Source organism: Rothia nasimurium, assembly GCF_928381705.1.
GTDB lineage: Bacteria > Actinomycetota > Actinomycetes > Actinomycetales > Micrococcaceae > Rothia > Rothia nasimurium_G.
Genome location: NZ_CAKMSR010000003.1, coordinates 230,725 through 250,434, shown reverse-complemented (window position 1 = coordinate 250,434; position 19,710 = coordinate 230,725). Strand labels below are relative to the sequence as shown.

General features: G+C 52.9%; 21 protein-coding genes. 18 read left to right on the top strand and 3 right to left on the bottom strand.

What is annotated here, in order from left to right:
* The first annotated feature begins 190 nt into the window (after positions 1-190).
* Both L6762_RS04400 and L6762_RS04395 read left to right on the top strand, forming a co-directional pair.
* Positions 191-1,756 (top strand): AAA family ATPase, encoded by a 1,566-nt coding sequence (locus L6762_RS04400; protein ID WP_237185761.1) that lies wholly within the window; start codon positions 191-193, stop codon positions 1,754-1,756.
* Positions 1,743-2,600 (top strand): HNH endonuclease, encoded by an 858-nt coding sequence (locus L6762_RS04395; RefSeq protein ID WP_237185760.1) that lies wholly within the window; start codon positions 1,743-1,745, stop codon positions 2,598-2,600. The genes L6762_RS04400 and L6762_RS04395 overlap by 14 nt, the downstream gene beginning before the upstream one ends.
* 588 nt (positions 2,601-3,188) lie before the next feature.
* Here L6762_RS04395 and L6762_RS04390 read toward each other — a convergent pair.
* Positions 3,189-6,671 carry an AAA domain-containing protein gene (locus tag L6762_RS04390; protein WP_237185759.1) on the bottom strand — a complete coding sequence of 1,161 codons (3,483 nt, stop codon included), beginning with the start codon at positions 6,669-6,671 and terminating at the stop codon, positions 3,189-3,191.
* Positions 6,672-7,058: 387 nt separating this feature from the next.
* Here L6762_RS04390 and L6762_RS04385 point away from each other — a divergent pair, with 387 nt between their 5' ends.
* The 6 genes from L6762_RS04385 to L6762_RS04365 all read left to right on the top strand — a co-directional run bounded on the left by L6762_RS04385 (position 7,059) and on the right by L6762_RS04365 (position 9,549).
* Positions 7,059-7,379 carry a type II toxin-antitoxin system HicB family antitoxin gene (locus L6762_RS04385; RefSeq protein WP_135012356.1) on the top strand — a complete coding sequence of 107 codons (321 nt, stop codon included), beginning with the start codon at positions 7,059-7,061 and terminating at the stop codon, positions 7,377-7,379.
* 218 nt (positions 7,380-7,597) lie between these two features.
* Positions 7,598-7,870 (top strand): type II toxin-antitoxin system RelB/DinJ family antitoxin, encoded by a 273-nt coding sequence (locus tag L6762_RS04380; RefSeq protein WP_237185758.1) that lies wholly within the window; start codon positions 7,598-7,600, stop codon positions 7,868-7,870.
* Positions 7,871-8,167 carry a type II toxin-antitoxin system YafQ family toxin gene (locus L6762_RS04375; protein ID WP_237188272.1) on the top strand — a complete coding sequence of 99 codons (297 nt, stop codon included), beginning with the start codon at positions 7,871-7,873 and terminating at the stop codon, positions 8,165-8,167.
* Positions 8,168-8,295: 128 nt separating this feature from the next.
* The gene (locus tag L6762_RS04370; protein ID WP_237185756.1) at positions 8,296-8,790 is read left to right on the top strand and encodes a hypothetical protein; all 495 of its coding nucleotides are present in this window, start codon (positions 8,296-8,298) and stop codon (positions 8,788-8,790) included.
* A 10-nt stretch (positions 8,791-8,800) separates the two neighbouring features.
* A complete protein-coding gene (locus L6762_RS12020; protein ID WP_423817081.1) occupies positions 8,801-9,118 on the top strand; it encodes a nucleotidyltransferase family protein in 318 nt (105 codons plus the stop codon).
* Complete coding sequence (locus tag L6762_RS04365) at positions 9,115-9,549, top strand: HepT-like ribonuclease domain-containing protein (protein ID WP_237185755.1); 435 nt, start codon at positions 9,115-9,117, stop codon at positions 9,547-9,549. Before L6762_RS12020 ends, L6762_RS04365 begins: the two co-directional genes overlap by 4 nt.
* A gap of 213 nt (positions 9,550-9,762) precedes the next feature.
* Here L6762_RS04365 and L6762_RS04360 read toward each other — a convergent pair whose 3' ends face one another.
* On the bottom strand, positions 9,763-10,257 hold the full coding sequence (locus L6762_RS04360) for an FBP domain-containing protein (RefSeq protein WP_237185754.1): 495 nt from the start codon (positions 10,255-10,257) through the stop codon (positions 9,763-9,765).
* Positions 10,258-10,347: 90 nt separating this feature from the next.
* On the opposite strand from L6762_RS04360, the gene L6762_RS04355 reads away from it, so the two are divergent.
* From L6762_RS04355 to L6762_RS04340, 4 genes are all read left to right on the top strand, one after another.
* Complete coding sequence (locus tag L6762_RS04355; protein ID WP_237185753.1) at positions 10,348-11,433, top strand: NADH:flavin oxidoreductase/NADH oxidase; 1,086 nt, start codon at positions 10,348-10,350, stop codon at positions 11,431-11,433.
* 76 nt (positions 11,434-11,509) lie between these two features.
* Entirely contained in the window at positions 11,510-12,034 is a 525-nt protein-coding gene (locus L6762_RS04350) for an MbcA/ParS/Xre antitoxin family protein (RefSeq protein WP_237185752.1), read from the top strand.
* The gene (locus L6762_RS04345; RefSeq protein ID WP_237185751.1) at positions 12,031-12,660 is read left to right on the top strand and encodes an RES family NAD+ phosphorylase; all 630 of its coding nucleotides are present in this window, start codon (positions 12,031-12,033) and stop codon (positions 12,658-12,660) included. Before L6762_RS04350 ends, L6762_RS04345 begins: the two co-directional genes overlap by 4 nt.
* A gap of 2 nt (positions 12,661-12,662) precedes the next feature.
* Entirely contained in the window at positions 12,663-13,208 is a 546-nt protein-coding gene (locus L6762_RS04340) for an HIT family protein (RefSeq protein WP_237185750.1), read from the top strand.
* 132 nt (positions 13,209-13,340) lie between these two features.
* Here L6762_RS04340 and L6762_RS04335 read toward each other — a convergent pair whose 3' ends face one another.
* On the bottom strand, positions 13,341-14,318 hold the full coding sequence (locus L6762_RS04335; RefSeq protein ID WP_237185749.1) for a hypothetical protein: 978 nt from the start codon (positions 14,316-14,318) through the stop codon (positions 13,341-13,343).
* A gap of 44 nt (positions 14,319-14,362) precedes the next feature.
* On the opposite strand from L6762_RS04335, the gene L6762_RS04330 reads away from it, so the two are divergent.
* The 6 genes from L6762_RS04330 to ruvB all read left to right on the top strand — a co-directional run bounded on the left by L6762_RS04330 (position 14,363) and on the right by ruvB (position 19,668).
* Positions 14,363-15,670, top strand: a complete 1,308-nt coding sequence (locus L6762_RS04330; protein ID WP_237185770.1) for a Mur ligase family protein — start codon at positions 14,363-14,365, stop codon at positions 15,668-15,670.
* The gene (locus L6762_RS04325; protein ID WP_272878463.1) at positions 15,670-16,449 is read left to right on the top strand and encodes a type 1 glutamine amidotransferase; all 780 of its coding nucleotides are present in this window, start codon (positions 15,670-15,672) and stop codon (positions 16,447-16,449) included. The genes L6762_RS04330 and L6762_RS04325 overlap by 1 nt, the downstream gene beginning before the upstream one ends.
* A gap of 61 nt (positions 16,450-16,510) precedes the next feature.
* Positions 16,511-17,269, top strand: a complete 759-nt coding sequence (locus tag L6762_RS04320) for a YebC/PmpR family DNA-binding transcriptional regulator (RefSeq protein ID WP_237185748.1) — start codon at positions 16,511-16,513, stop codon at positions 17,267-17,269.
* A 22-nt stretch (positions 17,270-17,291) separates the two neighbouring features.
* Complete coding sequence (gene ruvC, locus L6762_RS04315; protein WP_237185747.1) at positions 17,292-17,963, top strand: crossover junction endodeoxyribonuclease RuvC; 672 nt, start codon at positions 17,292-17,294, stop codon at positions 17,961-17,963.
* Positions 17,964-18,005: 42 nt separating this feature from the next.
* The gene (ruvA, locus tag L6762_RS04310) at positions 18,006-18,623 is read left to right on the top strand and encodes a Holliday junction branch migration protein RuvA (protein ID WP_237185746.1); all 618 of its coding nucleotides are present in this window, start codon (positions 18,006-18,008) and stop codon (positions 18,621-18,623) included.
* A gap of 7 nt (positions 18,624-18,630) precedes the next feature.
* Positions 18,631-19,668, top strand: a complete 1,038-nt coding sequence (gene ruvB / locus L6762_RS04305; RefSeq protein WP_185174666.1) for a Holliday junction branch migration DNA helicase RuvB — start codon at positions 18,631-18,633, stop codon at positions 19,666-19,668.
* Positions 19,669-19,710: the final 42 nt, after the last annotated feature.

The window sequence follows — 19,710 nt, the reverse complement described above, 5'->3', positions numbered from 1 at the left end:
ACATCAAGACTTGGCGGATTCTTCATACGGGGTTTAGGCGGCCGTTGGGGTTGTATGGGCGGGTGTTTGCGGTGGTGCGGGGGTTGGTGTTTTTGGCTGCGGGTGGGACTTTTGAATAAGCCTCATTGTTTTTCAATATAATTAAACATCTAGTTAAAATTTTGAAATGTAAAAGAATGGGTTGAAAAATATGAGATTTATTCTAAGTGAAAGTATCCCTAAATTTCCACAAAACAACACTTGTTATTTAGTCCCTAATTCTTGGAATGATTGGTGGAAATATAAAACAAGGTTTACTCTCCATTATTCCGACGAAAAAGGTAATTTAACTAATTTTGGCTATTTGAAGATAGGTAAAAAAGGACTGTCTCCAGGGAGTGAAGATAATTATCCCGATTTAGAAATACCAGATATTTTTGAATCTCTGAGCGGCGATTATTTCAGCATCGGACTAGATGTATCATATTATCACCAGCTGAATAGTTTGGGTAAGACCTTTCGTGAAGATGTATTATTTGCCCTAAATGACCTCGCATATAAATATGAATTGATGATTAATGATGTAAAAAATGAAACCATCGCAAAGGAGTCAGTTCTTAGAGATATTCCACTAAATCTGATAAAAAAAACCTTTAGTGAAATTGCAAGAGGCAATGCGGAGAGTAGAGAATATGACTTCATTTTTCCTATCGTGAAAATTCCAAGTAAATATGAAGACAAAAATACAGGTGGCAGATTTAATGAAATAAGGTGTAAGGTTGATCCTCAGTCACCATTGCCAACAAATATTCATGTACTAATTGGTCGAAACGGCGTTGGTAAAAGTAATGCGTTAAAACAGATAACAAAATTACTTGTTTCGATGCCTGAGTACGGTGCAACAAACGTTGTGTCTGTTTCATTTAGCGCTTTTGATAAGTTTGAACCGCTGGAGGTAGACAGTAATTTAGAAGTGAAGTACCACTTCATCGGACTGCAAAAACCAGAAGAGGATTACGATACCTGCCGCGTAAGCTATACAAATACTTACATGAAGAATGAGTTAGCAGAAGAATTTGTTGATGCACTAAATGATTGTTTACAGGGTCCTAAATCCGTAAGATTTTTTAAAGCATTAGAAGATTTACAAAATGACGCGATCTTCGAGTATCTGGATTTGCTTGGAGAATTTAATAATAATAGGGAAAAGTCAAATTTAAGTGACCAGGATAGGGATGTACTTAAAAGGGCCTTCGAAAATTTAAGCTCAGGGCACCAAATTGTTCTATTGAATATCACAAAACTTGTATCACTAGTGCAGGAAGAAAGTATAGTTCTTATAGATGAACCAGAGTCTCATCTTCATCCCCCTCTCCTTTCTGCATTTATCAATTCTTTAGCTAGTCTACTAAAGCAACAAAACGGGATGTGTATAATTGCAACTCATTCACCAGTGATTCTACAAGAGGTGCCACGTAGTTGCGTGAATAAAATTATACGCCATAAATTTGATACCGATATAATGACTCCCCGAATTGAAACTTATGGTGAGAATTTAGGTGTATTAACTAAAGAAGTTTTCGAACTTGAGGTTAAAATGACAGGATTTCATAAGAGGATGCTGGAACTTTCACAAGAGTTCGAAACTTTTGATGAAGCATTTTATTATCTAGAAGGTCAGCTTGGAGAGGAAGGCCGTTCGATATTACATAATCTTTTTTACCAGAAGAATAATAAAAACTCACCCCCATGGGAAGCAAGTAATGTGGAAAACTAAGATCAGTCCGATTTGTTCCGTCGAAGATTTAATTCTTAAAGTGACAGAAACTGCTAATAATAAAGATTATAGAAAAAGGTTCAAAGAGTCAATACCAAATTTTAAGCATAACAGTGATTTGTATCAAACATATGCAAATGAAGGTCGCTTAACTGATTTACAATATTCTTCTGATTTTAGAGATTATCAAGTTACAGATGATGAGATTTATAACCTTTATGATTATGGTTTCCATGGAAGAACACCAGGTCGTGAAATGTATCAAGAATATGTCAAAAAATCAAAAAATATCGACTCTTGTCCATTTTGCCTGAATCCTATGAGAAAACCTGAATTGGACCATTTTCTCCCAAGATCTAAGTTTAAAAAATTTTCCATGGAGCCGTGGAATTTGGTTCCTTCATGTAAGGACTGTAATGGAATAAAACTAGACCATTGGAGTGAATACCCTTATATTGAATTATTTAATCCATATTTCACTTACGAAATGGGTGATTGGCTGAGTGCGAAACTGGTAAAAGAAAACGGTTTCTATGTGGTCGTCTATTATATAGATGAGAGTTTTCCAAATCCTAAAATTCGCCATCGAATAGACTATCATTTTAATCTTTTCAAATTGAATGAATACTACTCAATGAAAGCTTCTATGGAGATACCCTCTATATGTGATAGACTAAATCAAAAGCAAAGTTTTGATGAGAGAAAATCCTATTTGCTAAACGAAAGAAAACTGGAAATTTCAAGAAATTCGAATAGTTGGAAAGGCCTCCTCTATCAGGAATTGGCTTATAGTAATGAATTTTGCAAATCTGGTTACAAAATTTATTTGCCACAAAATCAATGAATCAGTATTAAACTTGATGGGGATAATACTTCTCAGTAAGAAGCGTCGAGACTTAGTTATCAGTAATAAGTTATCAAGTGGGTAGTTTGTACAATTTTTTTGTAATTTGTTGCATCCACTGACTTTCTATGGTAATAGAAGTGTTGCAAAGATAAATTCACTTAGTTGAAACCTCCCTTTTCGTTTTGCTTTTACTCATATCTGCTATTCTGACACCTTATCTTGATTTTCCTATGATTGGATTTATTGCGGCACTTTTTGTTAGTTACTAAGAGTATGTAAACCAAAAAATATCATCAGGCCACTTGATAGTACTGTTTCTAGCCATGATTTCACTGAATTAAGGATAGAACCCCGCGAAAAGACTTTGCTGAACTTTAAGTATTTTTAAATGTGAAAATAATAAGAAATATATTGATTTAAGCTAGACTCTGAAGGAGTGCATTGGTGCTTATTGTTAGATTTGGCGTCTCCATCTTCTCTTTTAAAACTGCGACTCGGTGATATATGGAACGCAGCTGGTGGTGTTGCTTAGTATTTTTGTTAAAATCTACTGATTGTAAATAATCCTCGAAAAGCAGATAAAAATTATTTTAAGATTAGCCGTCCTATCTGAATCATCTGTTGCAGCGTTTTCTGTGATTGTGGACTATAGATCGGGCTGATAAAAGTACGGTCTCCTGAACAGCCCTGATATTGGGCAATACCGATGGAAATACCCTCAGTAGTTGGGTGCCATGTGCCGTCAACTTTGGTGAGCAAACCAGCTGCATCCATAGCAGCGTTGAACTGCTGGGCCTTTACTTTTGAGCCCTCCGGCAAAACACCGCTTTCCTTCCACCTGTCAATGAGCTCAGTAGCAATCAGATATCCAGGCTCATGCCGGTCAACCATCTTCGGCTCTGGTGCAACTGGGTGAGAAGGTGCTGGCTGCGGAACGCTCATTGGAGGTTCAGCCTGCCGGGCCCACGGTGCTTGCTGCACCGGCGTGGGTGCAGATTTTGGCGCAGGTGCAAGGGGAGTAGGCTGCGGCGTCCTCTCTTCCACAAAACTGACAGGTGCCTCCGATGTCAAACCTTGCGAGCCACCGTCACCAAACCAATGCGGGCCAACAACCGCACGCTGACGCACCAACCCAAACACAGGGCCAGTATCCTCCCAACGCCGCTGGCCACCGAAGACAATAAACAAATCCTTGGCACGGGAAACAGCAACATTCATCAGCTCAAGAGTGCCGTCCACGAAAGAAGCCTTTTCAGAATTATCACCGTAAACAGGCGAGAACAGCACAACCTGACGCTCAGCTCCCTGCAAAGTGTGGGCGGTGCCGACTGTTACCCTGCCGGCTAGATTCTCACTCTTCATCCGTAAGGTCTTCCTGACTTCTCGTGCCTGAGCGGCAAACGGGGTTACCACAGCAAACAGAGACTTGTCTTTTGCAGCATCAGCATCGGGGTTGTAGATGGCACGGAAGTACTCAAAATTACCGATAATCCAGTTTGCAATAGCCTCAGCTTCCTGGCTATTGACCCGGCTAGAACCGTTTCGACGATCCTGGGAATTCTCAACTAACTGGAAAAGGAAAGCCCCCGGGGTTTTGCCCTCAAGCTTGTAGCCCTTGAGGGGACGCGAAGGAACAAGCAAGCCGTCATAGAGCAAATCATTGCAGTACTCGATAATGTCTGTATGGCACCTAAAATGCTCAGACAAGAACAAGCCAGGATAGTTCTTGGCGCTATATACCCAATTCGAAGACTGGGCAGCTGCTAACATCAGGGACGATGAGTGAGAGGAAGTCAGCCCGAATTCCTTCATGGAATCCCAGCGCCAACCCAGCTCATGCGCCTCGGCGATACCCTGATCGGTTTCTGGGTCAAGACTCCACACCGGAGCTAGCTGCTGGGCATCGCCAACGACGAGGGCACGCTTTGCAAGAGCAAAAGCGCCAGCGCCCACAGAGGTATCAACCTGTCCAGCCTCATCAACAATCAACAGGTCAATACGCTCTATATCGAAGTTATCGGGCTCACCCTGCGGGGCATAGAGCTTAAAGTATCTCGGCACCTGGTAGGCGGTCATCACAAAACAGGGTGTCAAGGAAGCAACCTGTTCCCAGTACCTCACCATTAACTCGGGAGTGTTCTTGAATCGTTCCTTATCAGCAATGAGCTGCTCTTCATCAGTAGCCGAAAGTAGCCACTCAGCCTCGTAGTAGTGTACAGCTAGCCAAAACTCGACATAGCGTAGGGTGATATCAAGTACCTGGTCAAGTTCTAGAAGGGACCTTGCATTCATCAGCCGAGCTACCTGAGCGTCACTAAGTAGCGCAAGGTAGCGAACCTGGCTGATAATCGGTTCAGCTTGCTGTCTGAACTGGTGTAAAGCAAGTTCTTCCTCAGTTACAGCTGCAGCGATTCGGTTGTCGATATTCGAAAGTGCAAGACCGATTTCATCTAGGCGACCCCGGTAAAAATCAACAAAGGCTTCGACAGTAGAAAATTCATCCGCTGGCTCATGCGGGTCATAGGTGGCGCTGATGATTACTTCAGCTGGCAGGGGAGAGGCTGACTGAGTGCTCCATGCGTCCAGCCTGCTTTGAACGATACTTTGCTCTTGCGAAAGTCTAGCCAGTTCTTCTGTGAGCTGGGCACTCGTTGAGTGGACGCGTCGGTCTGCTTCCCGACGGGCACGCAGCAGAGCACGTTTCTGCTCTTCACAAGATGCAAGAAAGGCAGCTAGCCCTCGCTTTGCTTGCTCAAGACTGTTGACGGCTGGGAGCGAGAAGGCGGCGTAGTAATCGCTGATCTGCTCTAGGAAATATTGTGTACTTTCCTGTAGGTAAGCCTCTGAGGAATACTCGCTGTAGACACCTTTCTTGGCAGTGTCTTCCAACAGGTAACCCTTAGAACGTGCTTCCTTTGCTTTAGCCTGGGAGGGACAGTAGGTTGCCAGGCCAGCTAGGAAATCTGAAGACGCTGCCCCGTCCTTAGCCTTCAGTAGCCAGCGATGTTCAAGCACACCAGGATCATCCTTCGTGACCGAACCGAAGGAGTCAATAATGTTAGTAACAGCCTGGTTATTAGTCGACATGCCCACAATCAGAGGTGCCGGTTTGGCCTCCAACGCATGAGAAACCAGCATGCTCGCAACTACAGATTGAAGCATTGTAGTTTTGCCGGTACCCGGAGGGCCGCTAACTGCCGTGATATCTCCGTAACCATCGTGCATAAAAGCGTGTACCGCTCGGCGCTGGGAAGTCGTCAGCGGGAACTGATCGCTCATACTTCCACAAGCACGCAGGGCAGATTCCAGAAGAGTATCAGCATTCGTGTCAATAGCATCGGACTGAAAATTTTGCGGTTTTCCGGTCGACAAGAGACCCTCGTACAGGGGAGTGCTCTGGTCCGTCGTGTGAAGGAACTGATAGAGACTCAGGACGTGGGCGTTAGCGTTAATGACCGTACCCGGGGTGACATAACAGTTATCAACGTCAACGACCCACCGAGGGTCAACTCCTACCTGTAAAGCGGGTTCAAACACGCCCTCATACATGCTGGTACTGTAATCGACAACGTCCGCCCAGGTCTCAATCTTTGACGCCAGCTCGCTACCCTTCGTATTGCTCCATCGCCAATAGTTAGCGAGAGTTCCTACCATAAACTCGTGGTCGATGACGCTGGGGGACTGTAGGCGAGAACTCGGAATCCACGGAGCTGTCGAGGTGATATCAGCCTGGAGCTCACCCTTGTCGGTTAGCTTTGCGGCGATTAGAACTAGACCGTTTTTAGTGTCACTCTCAGTGTTGGTAAGGGTCACCACCGAGATAATGACGTCAATGGGCTTAGTCTTCTGCGATCCAGACTGAGAGCGTTGTTTTTTGAAACGCCCTTGGGCGTCGGCATCCCAGTCAAAGAGTTCCTGGGTGTCCTCTTCAGAAAGCTTGCCTAATCTGACATCGAGGAAAGGAATGACCTTGTATTTGTTCTGTTGACCGAATGCCTGATCTACAAGGTTTGAACGCTTTTGAACGTCCCTAAAATACCCGGTCAGTTGTTGAGTTACCTGATTCATGGGAACTCCCTCTTAGCTGTGATGGTAATTACTGCTAAGTTTAGTTGAGAAGCATCCTCGATGAGGTGCGCCTGAAGAATTTTGTCTGAAGAGGGTTCTTGCCCCTTGAGTGATGGTATCAATAGCGATACCATAATTTTATGGGTAAGGAAGAAAAGATACTAGCTCAAATGCAAAGTGCACCCCAAAACGTCCGCTATGCAGAGCTGGTCTCTATCTGCGAAAGGTTCTTTGGCCCCGCGCGACAATCTGGCACTTCCCATGCTGTGTTTAAAACACCATGGCAAGGCGACCCCCGCGTCAATATTCAAAACAAAAATGGTTACGCAAAGCCATACCAGGTCAAGCAAGCCCTCCAAGCTATCAACAGACTCAAAGGACAGACCAATGATTGAACACTACACCTACCGTGTTACCTGGTCGCCAGAAGACCAAGAATACATCGCAACCGTCCTCGAAATGCCTTCCCTCTCCTGGCTGGAACCCGACGAGCTAGCCGCCTTGAGTGGAATCAAAAAACTCGTCGCTCAAGTAGCTCAAGACATGCATGCCAATGGTGAAGAAATTCCCCAGGCCTTTGCTGACAGGACTTATTCAGGTAATCTCAGCCTGCGCATTCCGCCTGAACTCCACCGACGCGTAGCCATGGAAGCCCAAGAGCAGGGGATAAGCCTCAATCGTCTACTCAGTGCGAAAATCGCTGCTTAAACCCAGTTCGCCTCGATCGTAGAACAAGAAAGAACGCCCCACGTATATACAAGGGCACTCTTTTCTTTGTAATCAATTCATCTGGTGGCTACAGGTAAACAAGCATTAGCCGACAGTCGGGGGTAAAAAGGTGTTTCTAGATTGCCAGCAGGGGTGCCACTCCAGCACTCAAAATACTATGCTGTATATACAGTGTATTATTCTTCAGGAGGTTTGTGGTGGCTACTACCAGTATTAGCGTCCGCATGGATGCTCAAACGAAACAAGAAGGCGAAGCTCTCTTTAAGGAGCTTGGGCTCAACATGTCCACCGCGATCAACATGTTCGTCAAGCAGGCTATCCGCGAGAATCGAATCCCCTTTATGGTGGGCGACCCCAAACCCAATGCCGATTCGCTCGAAGCAATTCGGGAAGCAGAAGAATTCTTCGCCAGCGGCCGCAAGGGACGGTTTGCTAACGCAGAAGAGCTCTTCGATGACCTAGGGATTTAATTGAGTCTTGCCGCGGAGTATAGCTCCGCTTTCCAGCGTGATATTAAGCGTCTGAAAAAGAAGCACATGGATATGCGCGCGTTGCGCGAAGTCATCAGCCTAGTGTTGGAAAATACTACAGAAGCTCAACAGGTACTGCGTCAACGGCACCGTATGCATACTCTTAAAGGTGAGTGGCTGGGGAGCCAGGAATGCCATATAGCTAATGCTGGCGACTGGTTATTAATTTGGCGTGAAGATAAAGAAATTGCTTACTTCCAAAGAACCGGAACGCACGATCAGCTATTCAGAAAATAGAAGGGTATTCCGTATAGGCCACCAGGGCGCTCAGTCCTCCCGTAAACCTTGATTTATGCAAAATCTGAGTGAGCACTATGCCTGGCTTTCAGTACAATAGCACTGTGGACACCCCAGAAAACTCAACGATGAGAATCCCCAAGAAGCCCGGCATGAGCTTCCTGATTGGCGTGGGCTGGATAGCGGTGGGCGTGTGGTTCCTCCACAACCCACCGGACTGGAGATACCACCGCACCCTGGCAACTGGAGTGGGGTGTGTAGCCGCTGGAATCTTCACCTTTATCAACTACTACCGGCGCAGGTACGCCCTTATTCTTACGCCCGAAGGGTTCTATAACCACTCAACAGTCCTCGACCACGGTAACCACCTGATTTTGTGGAGCGTCATCGGCGACATTACCGCCGATCAGCAGGGCAAGGAGATCAGGGCGGTCATCGCCGATACCCACGCCTATAATTGGACCCTAACCGGTATCCGCGCATTCACCCGGGTCACGCATGAAGGTGCAGCGAACTCAACCATCGTTATCTCAACTATGGCCATGAAACTACCAGAGGGTATGAGCATAGAAGACCTGGCAGCAGCGATGAGAGACTACCGCGACAAAGCCCTGACCAACTAAACTAGTACTTGTGAAAGCCACACCCGAAACCCTCAAACTGCGGAGCCTCGTTGAAGAGCACCGAGCTGAAATAGAACGAGTATTTGAACAGTACGGTGCAAGTAACCCGCGACTTTTTGGGTCTGTGGCACGTGGGGATGCAGACGAAACGAGCGATATCGATATTATGGTGGACCTGCACGAACCAGACCGTAGAAGACTCATGCGATTAGCGGGAATGTCGCAGACGCTCTGTGAAATTCTTAACGTGTCTGTTGATGTAGTAACACCCGGTATTCTCAGGAACAAGGTGTCTGACTTCGCTCTCAAAGAGGCGGTTGCGCTATGAGCCGTCCGATAGAACTTAGACTGATGGACAACCAAGAGGCCATCGACAGCTGTTTCAGATACCAAAAATACCTCGAGGTTTCCGATACTCAAGAAATGGCCCTAGATGCAATCTTGCGGAATCTGGCTATTATCGGGGAAGCGGTAAATCATCTTCCGAAAGCCTTAAAAGACCAGTCTCCAGGGGTAGAGTGGCGGGCAATCGTAGGGTTAAGAAACTTCCTAGTACATCAATACTTCTCAGTATCTGCTGAAGAAATCCACGACATTCTCAATGAGGATTTGAAATCTCTTCGCGTTACGGTTGAAGACTTCATCAAAATCGGTGGCCGAGTTGAACCAGATGGGGCACGGTTTCTCCGAGAGCTGTCAATGCAAGAAGACATCACCCTTGATGATGAATACCCCAGTTTAGATCAATCGGCCGAGTAAAAACCTCCACCGTTGAAACCACATCACTCTGGGAAAAGTTCTTGACCTCGCCACTAGGGGTGTAGCCTATGACCCGCCAGAAAGGTTCGGCGACCTCGGCGTTAGTTGCCACAATTCCCAAGCGTAAGGTGCTGATATGTGAGCACTGCCGAACCGCACCCAAGTAGGCGTCGTGCAGGGCCCGGCCCACCCCGCGTCCTTGCGCCTGCCCAATTATGCGGCCCCCTCCACCAGTCGCTCAATAAACCTGACCGCATTATCGCGGGTGCGAGCTATGCGCTCTTCGAGGGACAGGGTCTCGTCCATCTGGCGAATACCCGCCGGCTTTTTCTTGCCCCGTACATAGTCGGTGCAGGCCAGGTTGGAGCATAGGTAGGTGCCGATGGTGTTGCCGCGTCGCCCCGACTCGCCCGGCCGGGCCGCCGTATACAGTGAGATCCCCGACCCAGGGTGCAGAGTTAGGCAGAACTGGCACATCTGAGCGGCCTTACTCTGGGCCTTAGACTTTTGCAGTAGCACGCCCTGCACCTGCCCTTCGCGTTCCACGACCAGGCAACCCTTGAGCGGGCTTTTTGGGTCGAGCCAGGACAGGAAAATCAGGTCGTCCCAATTCTGCTCCTTGAGGCTGGGCAGGTTGAGGCGTTTAGCCTCGCCCTTAGAGCAGTTAATAAAAGACGAGCGGACGGCAGCTTCGGTCAGTTCTTGCATACCTGCAAGTTTACCCTTTAATGCGGGAATATCCCGGCCCCGCACCCGGTTGAAACAGGTGCACAACACCACCTGAAAGGCCAAATGAACATGACTTCGCCCCTCTTCGAACCCTTTACCCTGCGCTCCATGACCACCCGTAACCGCCTCTGGATTCCACCCATGTGCCAGTACTCGGTTGACCAGCAGGACGGCAAACCCACCGCCTACCACATTTCCCACTACGGGGCTCTAGCCCGGGGTGGAGCCGGTGCCGTCATCGTCGAAATGACCGGAGTTGAACCCGCCGCCCGAATTAGCCCCTACTGCCTGGGTCTGTGGAGCGACGACCGCACCGAAGCCTTCAAGCCGGTCGTCGATGCCATTCACGCCGGGGGAGCTAAGGCAGGTATACAGATTGCCCACGCCGGGCGGAAGGCATCGACGCCCGGTGAGCTGGTTCCGCACGAGGGCGGTTCCCTGGGGGAGGACGAGGGTGGCTGGGTCACTCTGGCCCCGTCCGCTCTTGCCTACCCCGGCTTGAAAGAACCGCAGGCCCTGACCGAGGAGAAAATTGACGACCTAGTGCAGGCCTTCGCCGCGGCTGCAGCCCGCGCTGTGGCTGCCGGCTTTGACTTCATTGAGATTCACGGGGCTCACGGTTACCTGATCACCCAGTTCCTCTCGCCCCTTTCGAATCAGCGAGAAGACTCTTACGGCGGATCCCTGGACAACCGGGCCCGCTTTGCCCGCAGGGTTGCCCAGGCCATGCGGGAAGTGATGCCAGAGGATATGCCGCTGATCGTCCGCCTGTCAGCTACAGAGTTCATGGAGGGCGGCATCACCGTTGAGGAAACAGCACAGGTGGTGCGCTGGCTGGCTGAGGACGGCGTGGACTTCGCCGATATTTCCACCAGTGGAAACTACCCGGCAAAAATTAACGTCTATGCGGGCTACCAGGTACCCATGGCTGCTCAGGTCAAGCGTGAGAGCGGTCTTCCGGTAGGCGCTGTTGGCATGATTAACTCGCCGCGACTTGCTGAGTTCATTGTGGGGTCAGGCCAGGCCGATGTGGTGCTGGTGGGCCGGGAAGCTCTACGCAACCCAGCCTTTGCCCTGCACTGGGCTAACGAACTCAAGGTCGATATCGACTACGTGCCCGCCCAGTACCGCCGGGCCTGGGGCACCCGGCGCTAGATAGCCTCCATATGGTTGACGCGGTTGACGGTGGCTTTTAAGATTAAGAATCATAGAGCCAACCAGGGAGGTTCTCATGTCCTACACCATCGACCGCAAAGACGCTCATGCCCAAGCTGTTATCGACCAGCTCGTTGCTGAGTTCACTCGTGACCTAGAAAGTCTACCCGCTGATTTTTTGGCGTCTATTGACGATCTAGAAGATGTTAAAAGCCGCATGAGGTCGCTAGTGGCCCGCGCCAGTGTCAAGGGCTACGGCGACCTCATCGGGCCAGTCTACGACCTCGATAGCACCATGAAACTGCTCAAAGTTACCAGCCGGGCAGCCATTAGCAAGCAGGTCAAACACCACAAGTTACTGAGGCTGACCATCGAAAATAGTGAGTCGATTTTCCCTGTATTTCAGTTCGAGGGCAGAACTGTACGGGCAGATATACAACAGGTGCTGCGAGCCTTTGGCAATGCAGACTCATTCGCTATTGCCCAGTGGTTCAACACGCCGCTCGACGGGGTAACTCCCTTAGATTTACTTGATCAAGGCCGACTCGATACAGTTTTGACCGAAGCCCATGCTCTTGCAGCAGGGTGGCAGGCAGTATGACCCGGCAAAAAATAGCTCAGCATGGTCCTATGCCTGGGTCCAATCTCTCGCTGACTCCCTCTATAGAGTACGAAAAGGGTAGCGAATTTTTCCGCGCCCACAGTCAGCAGTACGACCCCTGGTATTTTTCTTCATCGATGCAGGGCCGTTTTGACCTGCCTGAACCCCAGGGAACCTGCTATCTCGCAACCAACCCGGGTGCTGCCGTCCGCGAGGTTCTAGGTAACAGACTCAGCCAGTCCGGGCGCCTGCCCCAAAGCCTCGCCGAGGGAAGAGTGATTTCGCGGTTGCCTCTGCCGTGTTCAGTGCGTTCTGCGCATATTTCCCACGATGATGCCTTTATCCTGGGGATTACCGGAGAACTCACAACCATGCCTAGTTACGAGGTGCCGCAGGCCTGGGCTCAAGCCTTGTATAAGGCAAGGTTTGGCGCGATAACCTACCGGCCCCGATTTTCGCCGGGAGACTCTTTAGCTTTAGCTCTCTTTGGTGACGCCGGTGCGGCCCAATTGCCAAGTAGATTTGAGAGTACCCTGGCTGACGCCGCAACTAGTCTTGGCTTGGAGCTTTACGCGACACAGTCCCGAGACCTTTATACATTTGCTACTTTCACCGAGAGCGATTAGCGATGCAGATTCCCGACTACACCACCGATGATTTCGAGCTACCCGGTGTGCCCGATGCCTTCCAGCGGCTCTGGACGCCCCACCGCCGCGCCTACGTGAAGGGCGGGCAGAAAGACTACACCGAGAACACCTGCCCCTTCTGCGACGCCCCTGACCATGACGACGCTGAGTCACTGATTGTGCACCGCGGTGAGCATGCCTACGTCATCCTCAACCTCTACCCCTATAACCCCGGGCATCTGCTGGTTTGCCCCTATCGGCACATTCCTAACTACGACGATGCAACACTGGAAGAAACTGCCGAGATTGCAGCCCTGACCCAGAAAGCTATGGGAATCCTGCGGGAGGTTAGCCGAGCAGCCGGCTTCAATATCGGCATGAACCAGGGTAAGGTCGGCGGGGCAGGGGTCGCCGCCCACCTGCACCAGCACATCGTGCCCCGCTGGAGCGGCGACACGAACTTCCTACCCATCGTGGCAGGCACCAAGACAGTCACACAGACCCTGGACGAGATCCGAGACCTGCTCAGTACCGCCTGGGATTGCTAGGCGAAGGCAGCAGGCAAGCCAAGTAAGCCCGCTGGCTCGGGGCTGGCGTGAATGATATCGAGCGCCCCAGCGCGAGATATCAGAGGGTCGGCGGGTGTTTGGCTTGCCTGCTGCCTTATGTCGACTATCTTCCTAGAACAGCGATTCCTGCACGGACGCCGGGGGAGTGAGTTCCCGGTGCTGGCGGCAGGCTCTGTTGGAGAGCTCTGCGGTGTTGATCAGGAAGGTCTGGTCGGGGTCGCCGAAGTGGGCTGTCAGGAATTTGCCGGTTCCGCCGGTGATATAGAAACCGTGAGCCCCCTCGGTGAGGGTGGGGTAGGCCGTAAGGGGCTCGGGGTTCTCCGCCCGTAAGGACGCGTAAGCCCGGCTCATTGCCAGGGAAGGCACCCAGCGATCCGCGGTGATTTCAAAACCCTCAACAGAGTCGTGGGCATCTTCGAGAGCCCAAGTGGCGTTTTCCACGGCCATGTAGTGCTCAGATTTGAGGCGCTCGGTGCTGGCTGGGGCAACCCAGGCCTTGTATTTGGTGGAGGCCCGTTTGAACTGGGTGAGGTTGGCCTCGTGCGAGACCAGGTCTTCCAGCTGACGTACGATGATGCCGGTGTCTGCCCGGGCTACGAAGGTGGCTGCGGCAACAGCCTGGTCGTCCAGACGGCGGGGGTTGGAGTGCAGGGACGCGGTGCCGACCTTAGATGTGCCATCGGGAAAAGTGGCGATGTAGAGGTAGTGTTCAAGGTTGACGTAGGCCAGAGCTGCCTCGTTCATGCGGGAGCCCAGGTGAATGCGGTGAATGGGTGCGAATTCGTCGCGGGCCAAGCAGGAGTCGCACTGCTTGCCCTTAGTGATGGTGTTTCCAGCTGGGCAGGGAACCTGGTGAAAACCAATGGTGTCGACAGCTGCCCGTGAGTAACCGCTGCAGTAGGTGCCGGCGCCGCGGACGTCCGCCGGGAGGGCAGTAAGGCCGAGGAAGCTACCCGGGGTGATGGCGATAGTTTCAATCTCACCGCTAGGTTGACCGTCAAGAAGAGGCTCAACTTTAAGGTAGGGGGCCCTGTCGCGCCAGGTGATGTCACGCCAGATAAATTCGGGGAAGGGTACAAGCTGGTTCATGGAAGTAGTCATTACAGGTTCGAAGCATACACAAACCCGGTAAGATAGTCACCATGTCACGACCTGTTGTTCGCCTTGTTGGCCAAGGCATTCGTTATGCGACCAAGTTGCGCGGGGGCGGCTCTGCCTTCCCGGGCTTGGTCATGGAGAAGTTGCACCCTAATTTTGTGGCGGAGGAGCTGGCTAAGCTGCCGCGCGGTGTTGTCGTTGTTTCGGGTACGAACGGTAAGACGACCACCACCAAGATGGTGGTGCAGCTGCTAGAAGCCCAGGGCCTGAAGGTCTTTACCAACCGCACCGGGTCGAACTTCGTGCGGGGCGTAGCTGCTGCTCTGCTGGGTGAGATGAACCTGGCGGGTAAGTTGGACGCTGACATCGCGGTACTTGAGCTGGACGAGGCTCACGCTGTGCACTTTGTACGCAAGGTCAAGCCCAACTACGCGCTGCTGCTCAATGTTCTGCGTGATCAGCTAGATCGCTTCGGTGAGATTGATACGACCCGCCGTATGCTGGCTACTGTCGCCGGTGCAACCACGGGCACGGTCGTGCTCAACCGCGAGGACCCACGCATTCGCTCTTTAGCAGAAAATATTCAGCCTGGCACTCAGGTTAGCTACTTTGGTTTATCAGAGAAGCTACGCGCCCTCTTCCCCTCCGATGACGATTTGCGCACCAGCCCCGAAGGTACCGAGCGCGCGGACGCCGGCCTTCTGGCACCGGAGCTGCCGGCGGCGTCCGTCCTGCTCAAGGACTTCAAGGGAACCGCCGCCACCTTCGACGTTGCCGGTAAGGAATTAGCGGGCACTATTAACCTCTACGGGGTCTACAACATCTTTAACGCCGCTGCGGCAATGGCCCTGACGCGCGAAGTCATGGGGGATGCCCTCAATGAGACTAAACTTCTGGCTGAACTTGAGCATATCGCCCCGGCTTTTGGCCGCGGTGAAACCCTCAACGTTAACGGCCAGACCCTGCAGCTACTTCTGGTGAAGAACCCCAGCGGGTTCCGTCTGTCGCTGGCATCCGCCGACGCTAAGGACTACGCCACCATGATCACCATCAACGACGCCTACGCCGACGGCCGCGACGTTTCCTGGCTCTGGGACGTCGACTTCCACTCCCTGACCCAGGGCGGCGTCACCATGGTGTCGGGTGTGCGCGCCTACGACATGGCCCTGCGCCTGCAGCACGACGATGTTTATGTAGAAAACATCAACGAGGACCTCGAAGAAGCCCTCGCCACCTTTATTGCCAAGTCAGAGGGGCGCCCCATGCGCATCTTCTGCACCTACACCGCCATGCTGGCCATCCGTAAGGAACTAGCCAAAATCACCGATGTGGAGGAAATCTAATGAGCGATTTTGAGAACGCACCGGTCGAAGCGGGCGAGCAGATTATCACCCAGACCGGCAACAACAAGAGCCTCAAAATTGTGCAGCTCTACCCCAAAGACATGAACATCTACGGGGACTGGGGCAACACTCTGTCGCTCTCCCGCCGGGCCCAGGCCCACGGTTTCACCACCGAAATCGTTGACTACAACCCCGGTGATGAATTCCCGCTCGATGGCGATATCTTTGTGGGCGGCGGCGGCCAGGATTCAGGCCAGTCCGTGATTCAGGACGACCTGCTCGCCAACGCTGAAACCCTGCGCATGCTGGCAGAAGACGGCACCCCCATGCTGGTCATCTGCGGTCTGTACCAGCTCTTCGGTAGAGAGTTCAAAACCGTAGGCGGCGTCACCCTCAACGGTATTCGCGTTTTTGACGCTAAAACCGTAGGCGGCGAAGAACGCCTAATCGGCAACATCGTTGAGGAATCTGAAGAGTTCGGCACCATCATCGGGTTCGAAAACCACTCGGGGCTCACCTATCTCTCCGGAGATACCAAGCCCCTGGCAACCGTCACCAAGGGAGAGGGCAACAACAAGGAAGATTCCGGCGAGGGCGCCCGCGTCCACAACGTCATCGGAACCTACCTGCACGGCTCCCTGCTGCCTAAGAACCCCGCCATCTCAGACTTCCTTATCAAGCAGGCAGCAATCAAGAAGTACGGTGAATTCACCCCCGTCGTTATTGACGACACCCTCGTGGAAAAGGCGCGCGCCTCAGCGTCCGCCCGTCCACGCTAGAATAGTACGAGGTATATTGCGCCCGCCCGCGTGCGGGCGCACCAGACGAACAAGGAGAATCATGTCAGGTCACTCCAAATGGGCCACTACCAAGCACAAGAAGGCTGCCATCGACGCCAAGCGCGCCAAGGCCTTCGCTAAGTACATCAAGGCAATTGAAGTTGCAGCTCGTATGGGTGGCCCCGACCCGGCAGGTAACCCCGCCCTCGACCTCGCAGTCTCAAAGGCCAAGAAGAACTCGGTTCCCAACGACAACGTTGAGCGCGCTATCAAGCGCGGCGCCGGCCTGACTGGTGAAGCCGTTGACTACACCGAAATCATGTACGAGGCTCGCGGCCCCCAGGGTACCGCCCTCTACATCGAATGTCTGACTGACAACCGCAACCGCGCAGCTGCCGAGGTTCGCACCGCTGTCACCCGCAACGGCGGCACCATGGCAGACTCCGGCTCCGTAGCCTTCCTTTTCGAGCGCAAGGGTGTTGCCGAAGTTGCTAAGACCGAGGGTCTGACCGAGGACGACGTCCTCATGGCAGTGCTCGACGCCGGCGCTGAGGAAGTTATCGATGAAGGTGAGATTTTCACCGTTGTCTCCGAGGCAACCGACCTGCCCGCCATCCGTAAGGCTCTGGAAGAGGCTGAGCTCGAGTACAACAACGATGACCCGGTCTTCCGCCCCACCATGCAGGTAGACCTCGACGCCGAAGGTGCTAAGAAGTTCCTCAAGCTCGCTGACGCCATCGAAGAACTGGACGACGTACAGAACGTCTACTCCAACGCAGACATCAGCGAAGCCGTTATGGCCGAGCTCGAAGCTGAGTAACCAGCAGGGAAAGGAGGAGCGCGTGGCCCCGGCTCACGGCACCTCACACCAGCGCCCGGAACCCGCCCCGCGAGTTCCGGGCGCTGCCCGCATTCTGGGGGTCGACCCGGGCCTCACCAGGTGCGGTTTCGGTTTGGTCGATATGACGGCCAACCGCAAGGCCCACTTCGTCAACGTGGGAGTAGCGGGTACCGCCGCTTCGGAGAGTCTGGATGCCCGTATCCTCAAGATTCTGCGCGCGGCCGAGGCATGGCTCGACACCTACCAGCCCGACGCCCTGGCGATTGAGCGAGTTTTTGCCCAGGAGCAGGTCAATACCGTGATTGGTACTGCCCATGCCTCCGGCGTGGTGATTGCGGCTGCCGCTGCGCGCGGTGTGCCGGTACACTTCCACACGCCCTCAGAGGTGAAGGCAGCTGTGACAGGTTCAGGACGCGCTGACAAGGCATCGGTGGGGCGCATGGTCACCCGCATTTTGGGGCTTGACACGATGCCCAAGCCGGCGGACGCAGCGGACGCCCTCGCTCTAGCTATCTGCCATGGCTGGCGCGGCGGTGGTATTGGTTCCGGCATCAACATGGCAGCCACTACCCAAACCCATCAGGGGTCGAATCCGGCGGCAGCACGGCGAACATCCCAGCTTACCCCCGCTCAGCGGGCCTGGATGGAGGCGGAGGCTAGGGCAAGAAGGTAGCCTCCCTTGTATTAGTACATATATTCGAATAGAATAGGTTTCATGATTAGCTCACTGACCGGTACCGTGACCCATCTGGGGTTGGAGACCGCTGTTATCGACGTTAATGGTTTTGGCATGCTGGTGCATCTCAATGCCCGTACCGCCTCGCAGCTGCGCCTGGGGGAGAAGGCTACTGTTCTGACCACCATGATTGTGCGTGAGGACTCCATGACTCTCTACGGGTTTGCTGAGCCTGCCGAGCGCGAGGTCTTTGACATGATGCTGTCGGTTTCGGGTATCGGCCCGCGTATTGCTCTGGCAGTGCTCGGTGTGCATACCCCGGCTGAGGTTGAGCGCGCTGTGGCCACCGGCGACGATAAGGCTTTCACCAAGGTGCCCGGTATCGGCCCCAAGGGGGCGCGCCGCATCGTCCTGGAGCTTGCTGGCAAGCTGATTTTGGCGGACGGCGCTACCGACCAGCTGCCGATTGACCAGGGTGTGAGCTGGAAGCCTCAGGTGCAGGACGCCCTGACCAGCCTGGGCTGGAACGAACGCGATGCCGTCAGCGCCATCGAGTCCTTTATCGAACATAACCCGAAGGCTGAGACCATGGGCGTGGCTGAGGCGCTGCGTTCTGTGCTGGCCTCACTGGGTAACCAGAACACGGTAGGTCGATAGGTAATCTATGAGTCAGTTCCCTCATGCCGATGGCCAGATTCCCGGCCAGCGCCTGGTTTCGATGGATGAAGAACCAGAAGAAAAAATGATTGAGGCGGCCCTGCGCCCCAAGTCTCTTGATGACTTTGTGGGGCAGCAGCGCGTGCGTCAGCAGCTGTCGCTGGTGCTTGAGGCATCGAAGATGCGCGGACGCTCGGCCGACCATGTGCTCCTGTCGGGCCCTCCCGGCCTGGGTAAGACTACCCTGGCGATGATTATTGCAGCAGAGATGGACGCCCCCCTGCGTATTACCTCCGGGCCGGCTATTCAGCATTCGGGTGACCTGGCTGCGATTCTTTCGTCGCTCACCCCCGGAGAAGTGCTCTTTCTCGATGAAATTCACCGTATGAGCCGCCCGGCTGAAGAGATGCTCTACATGGCCATGGAAGACTTCCGTGTGGATATCGTGGTGGGCAAGGGTGCCGGGGCAACCTCTATTCCCCTGGAGCTGCCGCCCTTCACCCTGGTGGGGGCAACCACCCGCGCGGGTCTGCTGCCCGGGCCCCTGCGTGACCGCTTCGGCTTTACCGGCCACCTGGAGTTCTACTCGGTTACCGAGCTAGAGAGTGTAATCCGCCGGTCTGCTGGCCTGATGGAACTCAACATTAGCCCCGAGGGCTTTGCAGAGATTGCGGGTCGGTCCCGGGGTACACCCCGAATCGCCAACCGCCTGCTGCGTCGCGTGCGCGACTGGGCTCTGGTCAACGGCATCGACCGTATCGAGGCCTCAGCGGCAGCAACAGCCCTCAACATGTACGAGGTCGATGAGCGCGGCCTGGACCGCCTAGACCGTGCGGTGCTTGAAGCTCTGATTACCAAGTTCGGCGGGGGACCGGTGGGCCTCTCCACCCTGGCTATTGCGGTGGGCGAAGAGACCGAAACCGTTGAGACCGTCGCCGAGCCCTACCTGGTACGCGAGGGCCTGATCGGGCGAACCCCCCGTGGGCGAGTTGCCCTACCCGCTGCCTGGGAGCACCTGGGGCTAGAGGCACCCGAGCTGCCCTAGCCGTCCGCCCCTGTAATATCAGAGGGTAACCAGCCAACTGCA

Bases quoted from the DNA above. Each gene is read 5' to 3' on its own strand.
- ruvA (WP_237185746.1), top strand. From the start codon at position 18,006: ATGATTAGCTCACTGACCGGTACCGTGACCCATCTGGGGTTGGAGACC.
- L6762_RS04400 (WP_237185761.1), top strand. From the start codon at position 191: ATGAGATTTATTCTAAGTGAAAGTATCCCTAAATTTCCACAAAACAAC.
- L6762_RS04385 (WP_135012356.1), top strand. From the start codon at position 7,059: ATGATTGAACACTACACCTACCGTGTTACCTGGTCGCCAGAAGACCAA.
- L6762_RS04340 (WP_237185750.1), top strand. From the start codon at position 12,663: ATGCAGATTCCCGACTACACCACCGATGATTTCGAGCTACCCGGTGTG.
- L6762_RS04390 (WP_237185759.1), bottom strand. From the start codon at position 6,671: ATGAATCAGGTAACTCAACAACTGACCGGGTATTTTAGGGACGTTCAA.
- L6762_RS04325 (WP_272878463.1), top strand. From the start codon at position 15,670: ATGAGCGATTTTGAGAACGCACCGGTCGAAGCGGGCGAGCAGATTATC.
- L6762_RS04350 (WP_237185752.1), top strand. From the start codon at position 11,510: ATGTCCTACACCATCGACCGCAAAGACGCTCATGCCCAAGCTGTTATC.
- L6762_RS04370 (WP_237185756.1), top strand. From the start codon at position 8,296: ATGAGAATCCCCAAGAAGCCCGGCATGAGCTTCCTGATTGGCGTGGGC.
- L6762_RS04365 (WP_237185755.1), top strand. From the start codon at position 9,115: ATGAGCCGTCCGATAGAACTTAGACTGATGGACAACCAAGAGGCCATC.
- L6762_RS04345 (WP_237185751.1), top strand. From the start codon at position 12,031: ATGACCCGGCAAAAAATAGCTCAGCATGGTCCTATGCCTGGGTCCAAT.
- L6762_RS04355 (WP_237185753.1), top strand. From the start codon at position 10,348: ATGACTTCGCCCCTCTTCGAACCCTTTACCCTGCGCTCCATGACCACC.
- ruvB (WP_185174666.1), top strand. From the start codon at position 18,631: ATGAGTCAGTTCCCTCATGCCGATGGCCAGATTCCCGGCCAGCGCCTG.
- L6762_RS04360 (WP_237185754.1), bottom strand. From the start codon at position 10,257: ATGCAAGAACTGACCGAAGCTGCCGTCCGCTCGTCTTTTATTAACTGC.
- L6762_RS04395 (WP_237185760.1), top strand. From the start codon at position 1,743: ATGTGGAAAACTAAGATCAGTCCGATTTGTTCCGTCGAAGATTTAATT.
- L6762_RS04320 (WP_237185748.1), top strand. From the start codon at position 16,511: ATGTCAGGTCACTCCAAATGGGCCACTACCAAGCACAAGAAGGCTGCC.
- L6762_RS04335 (WP_237185749.1), bottom strand. From the start codon at position 14,318: ATGAACCAGCTTGTACCCTTCCCCGAATTTATCTGGCGTGACATCACC.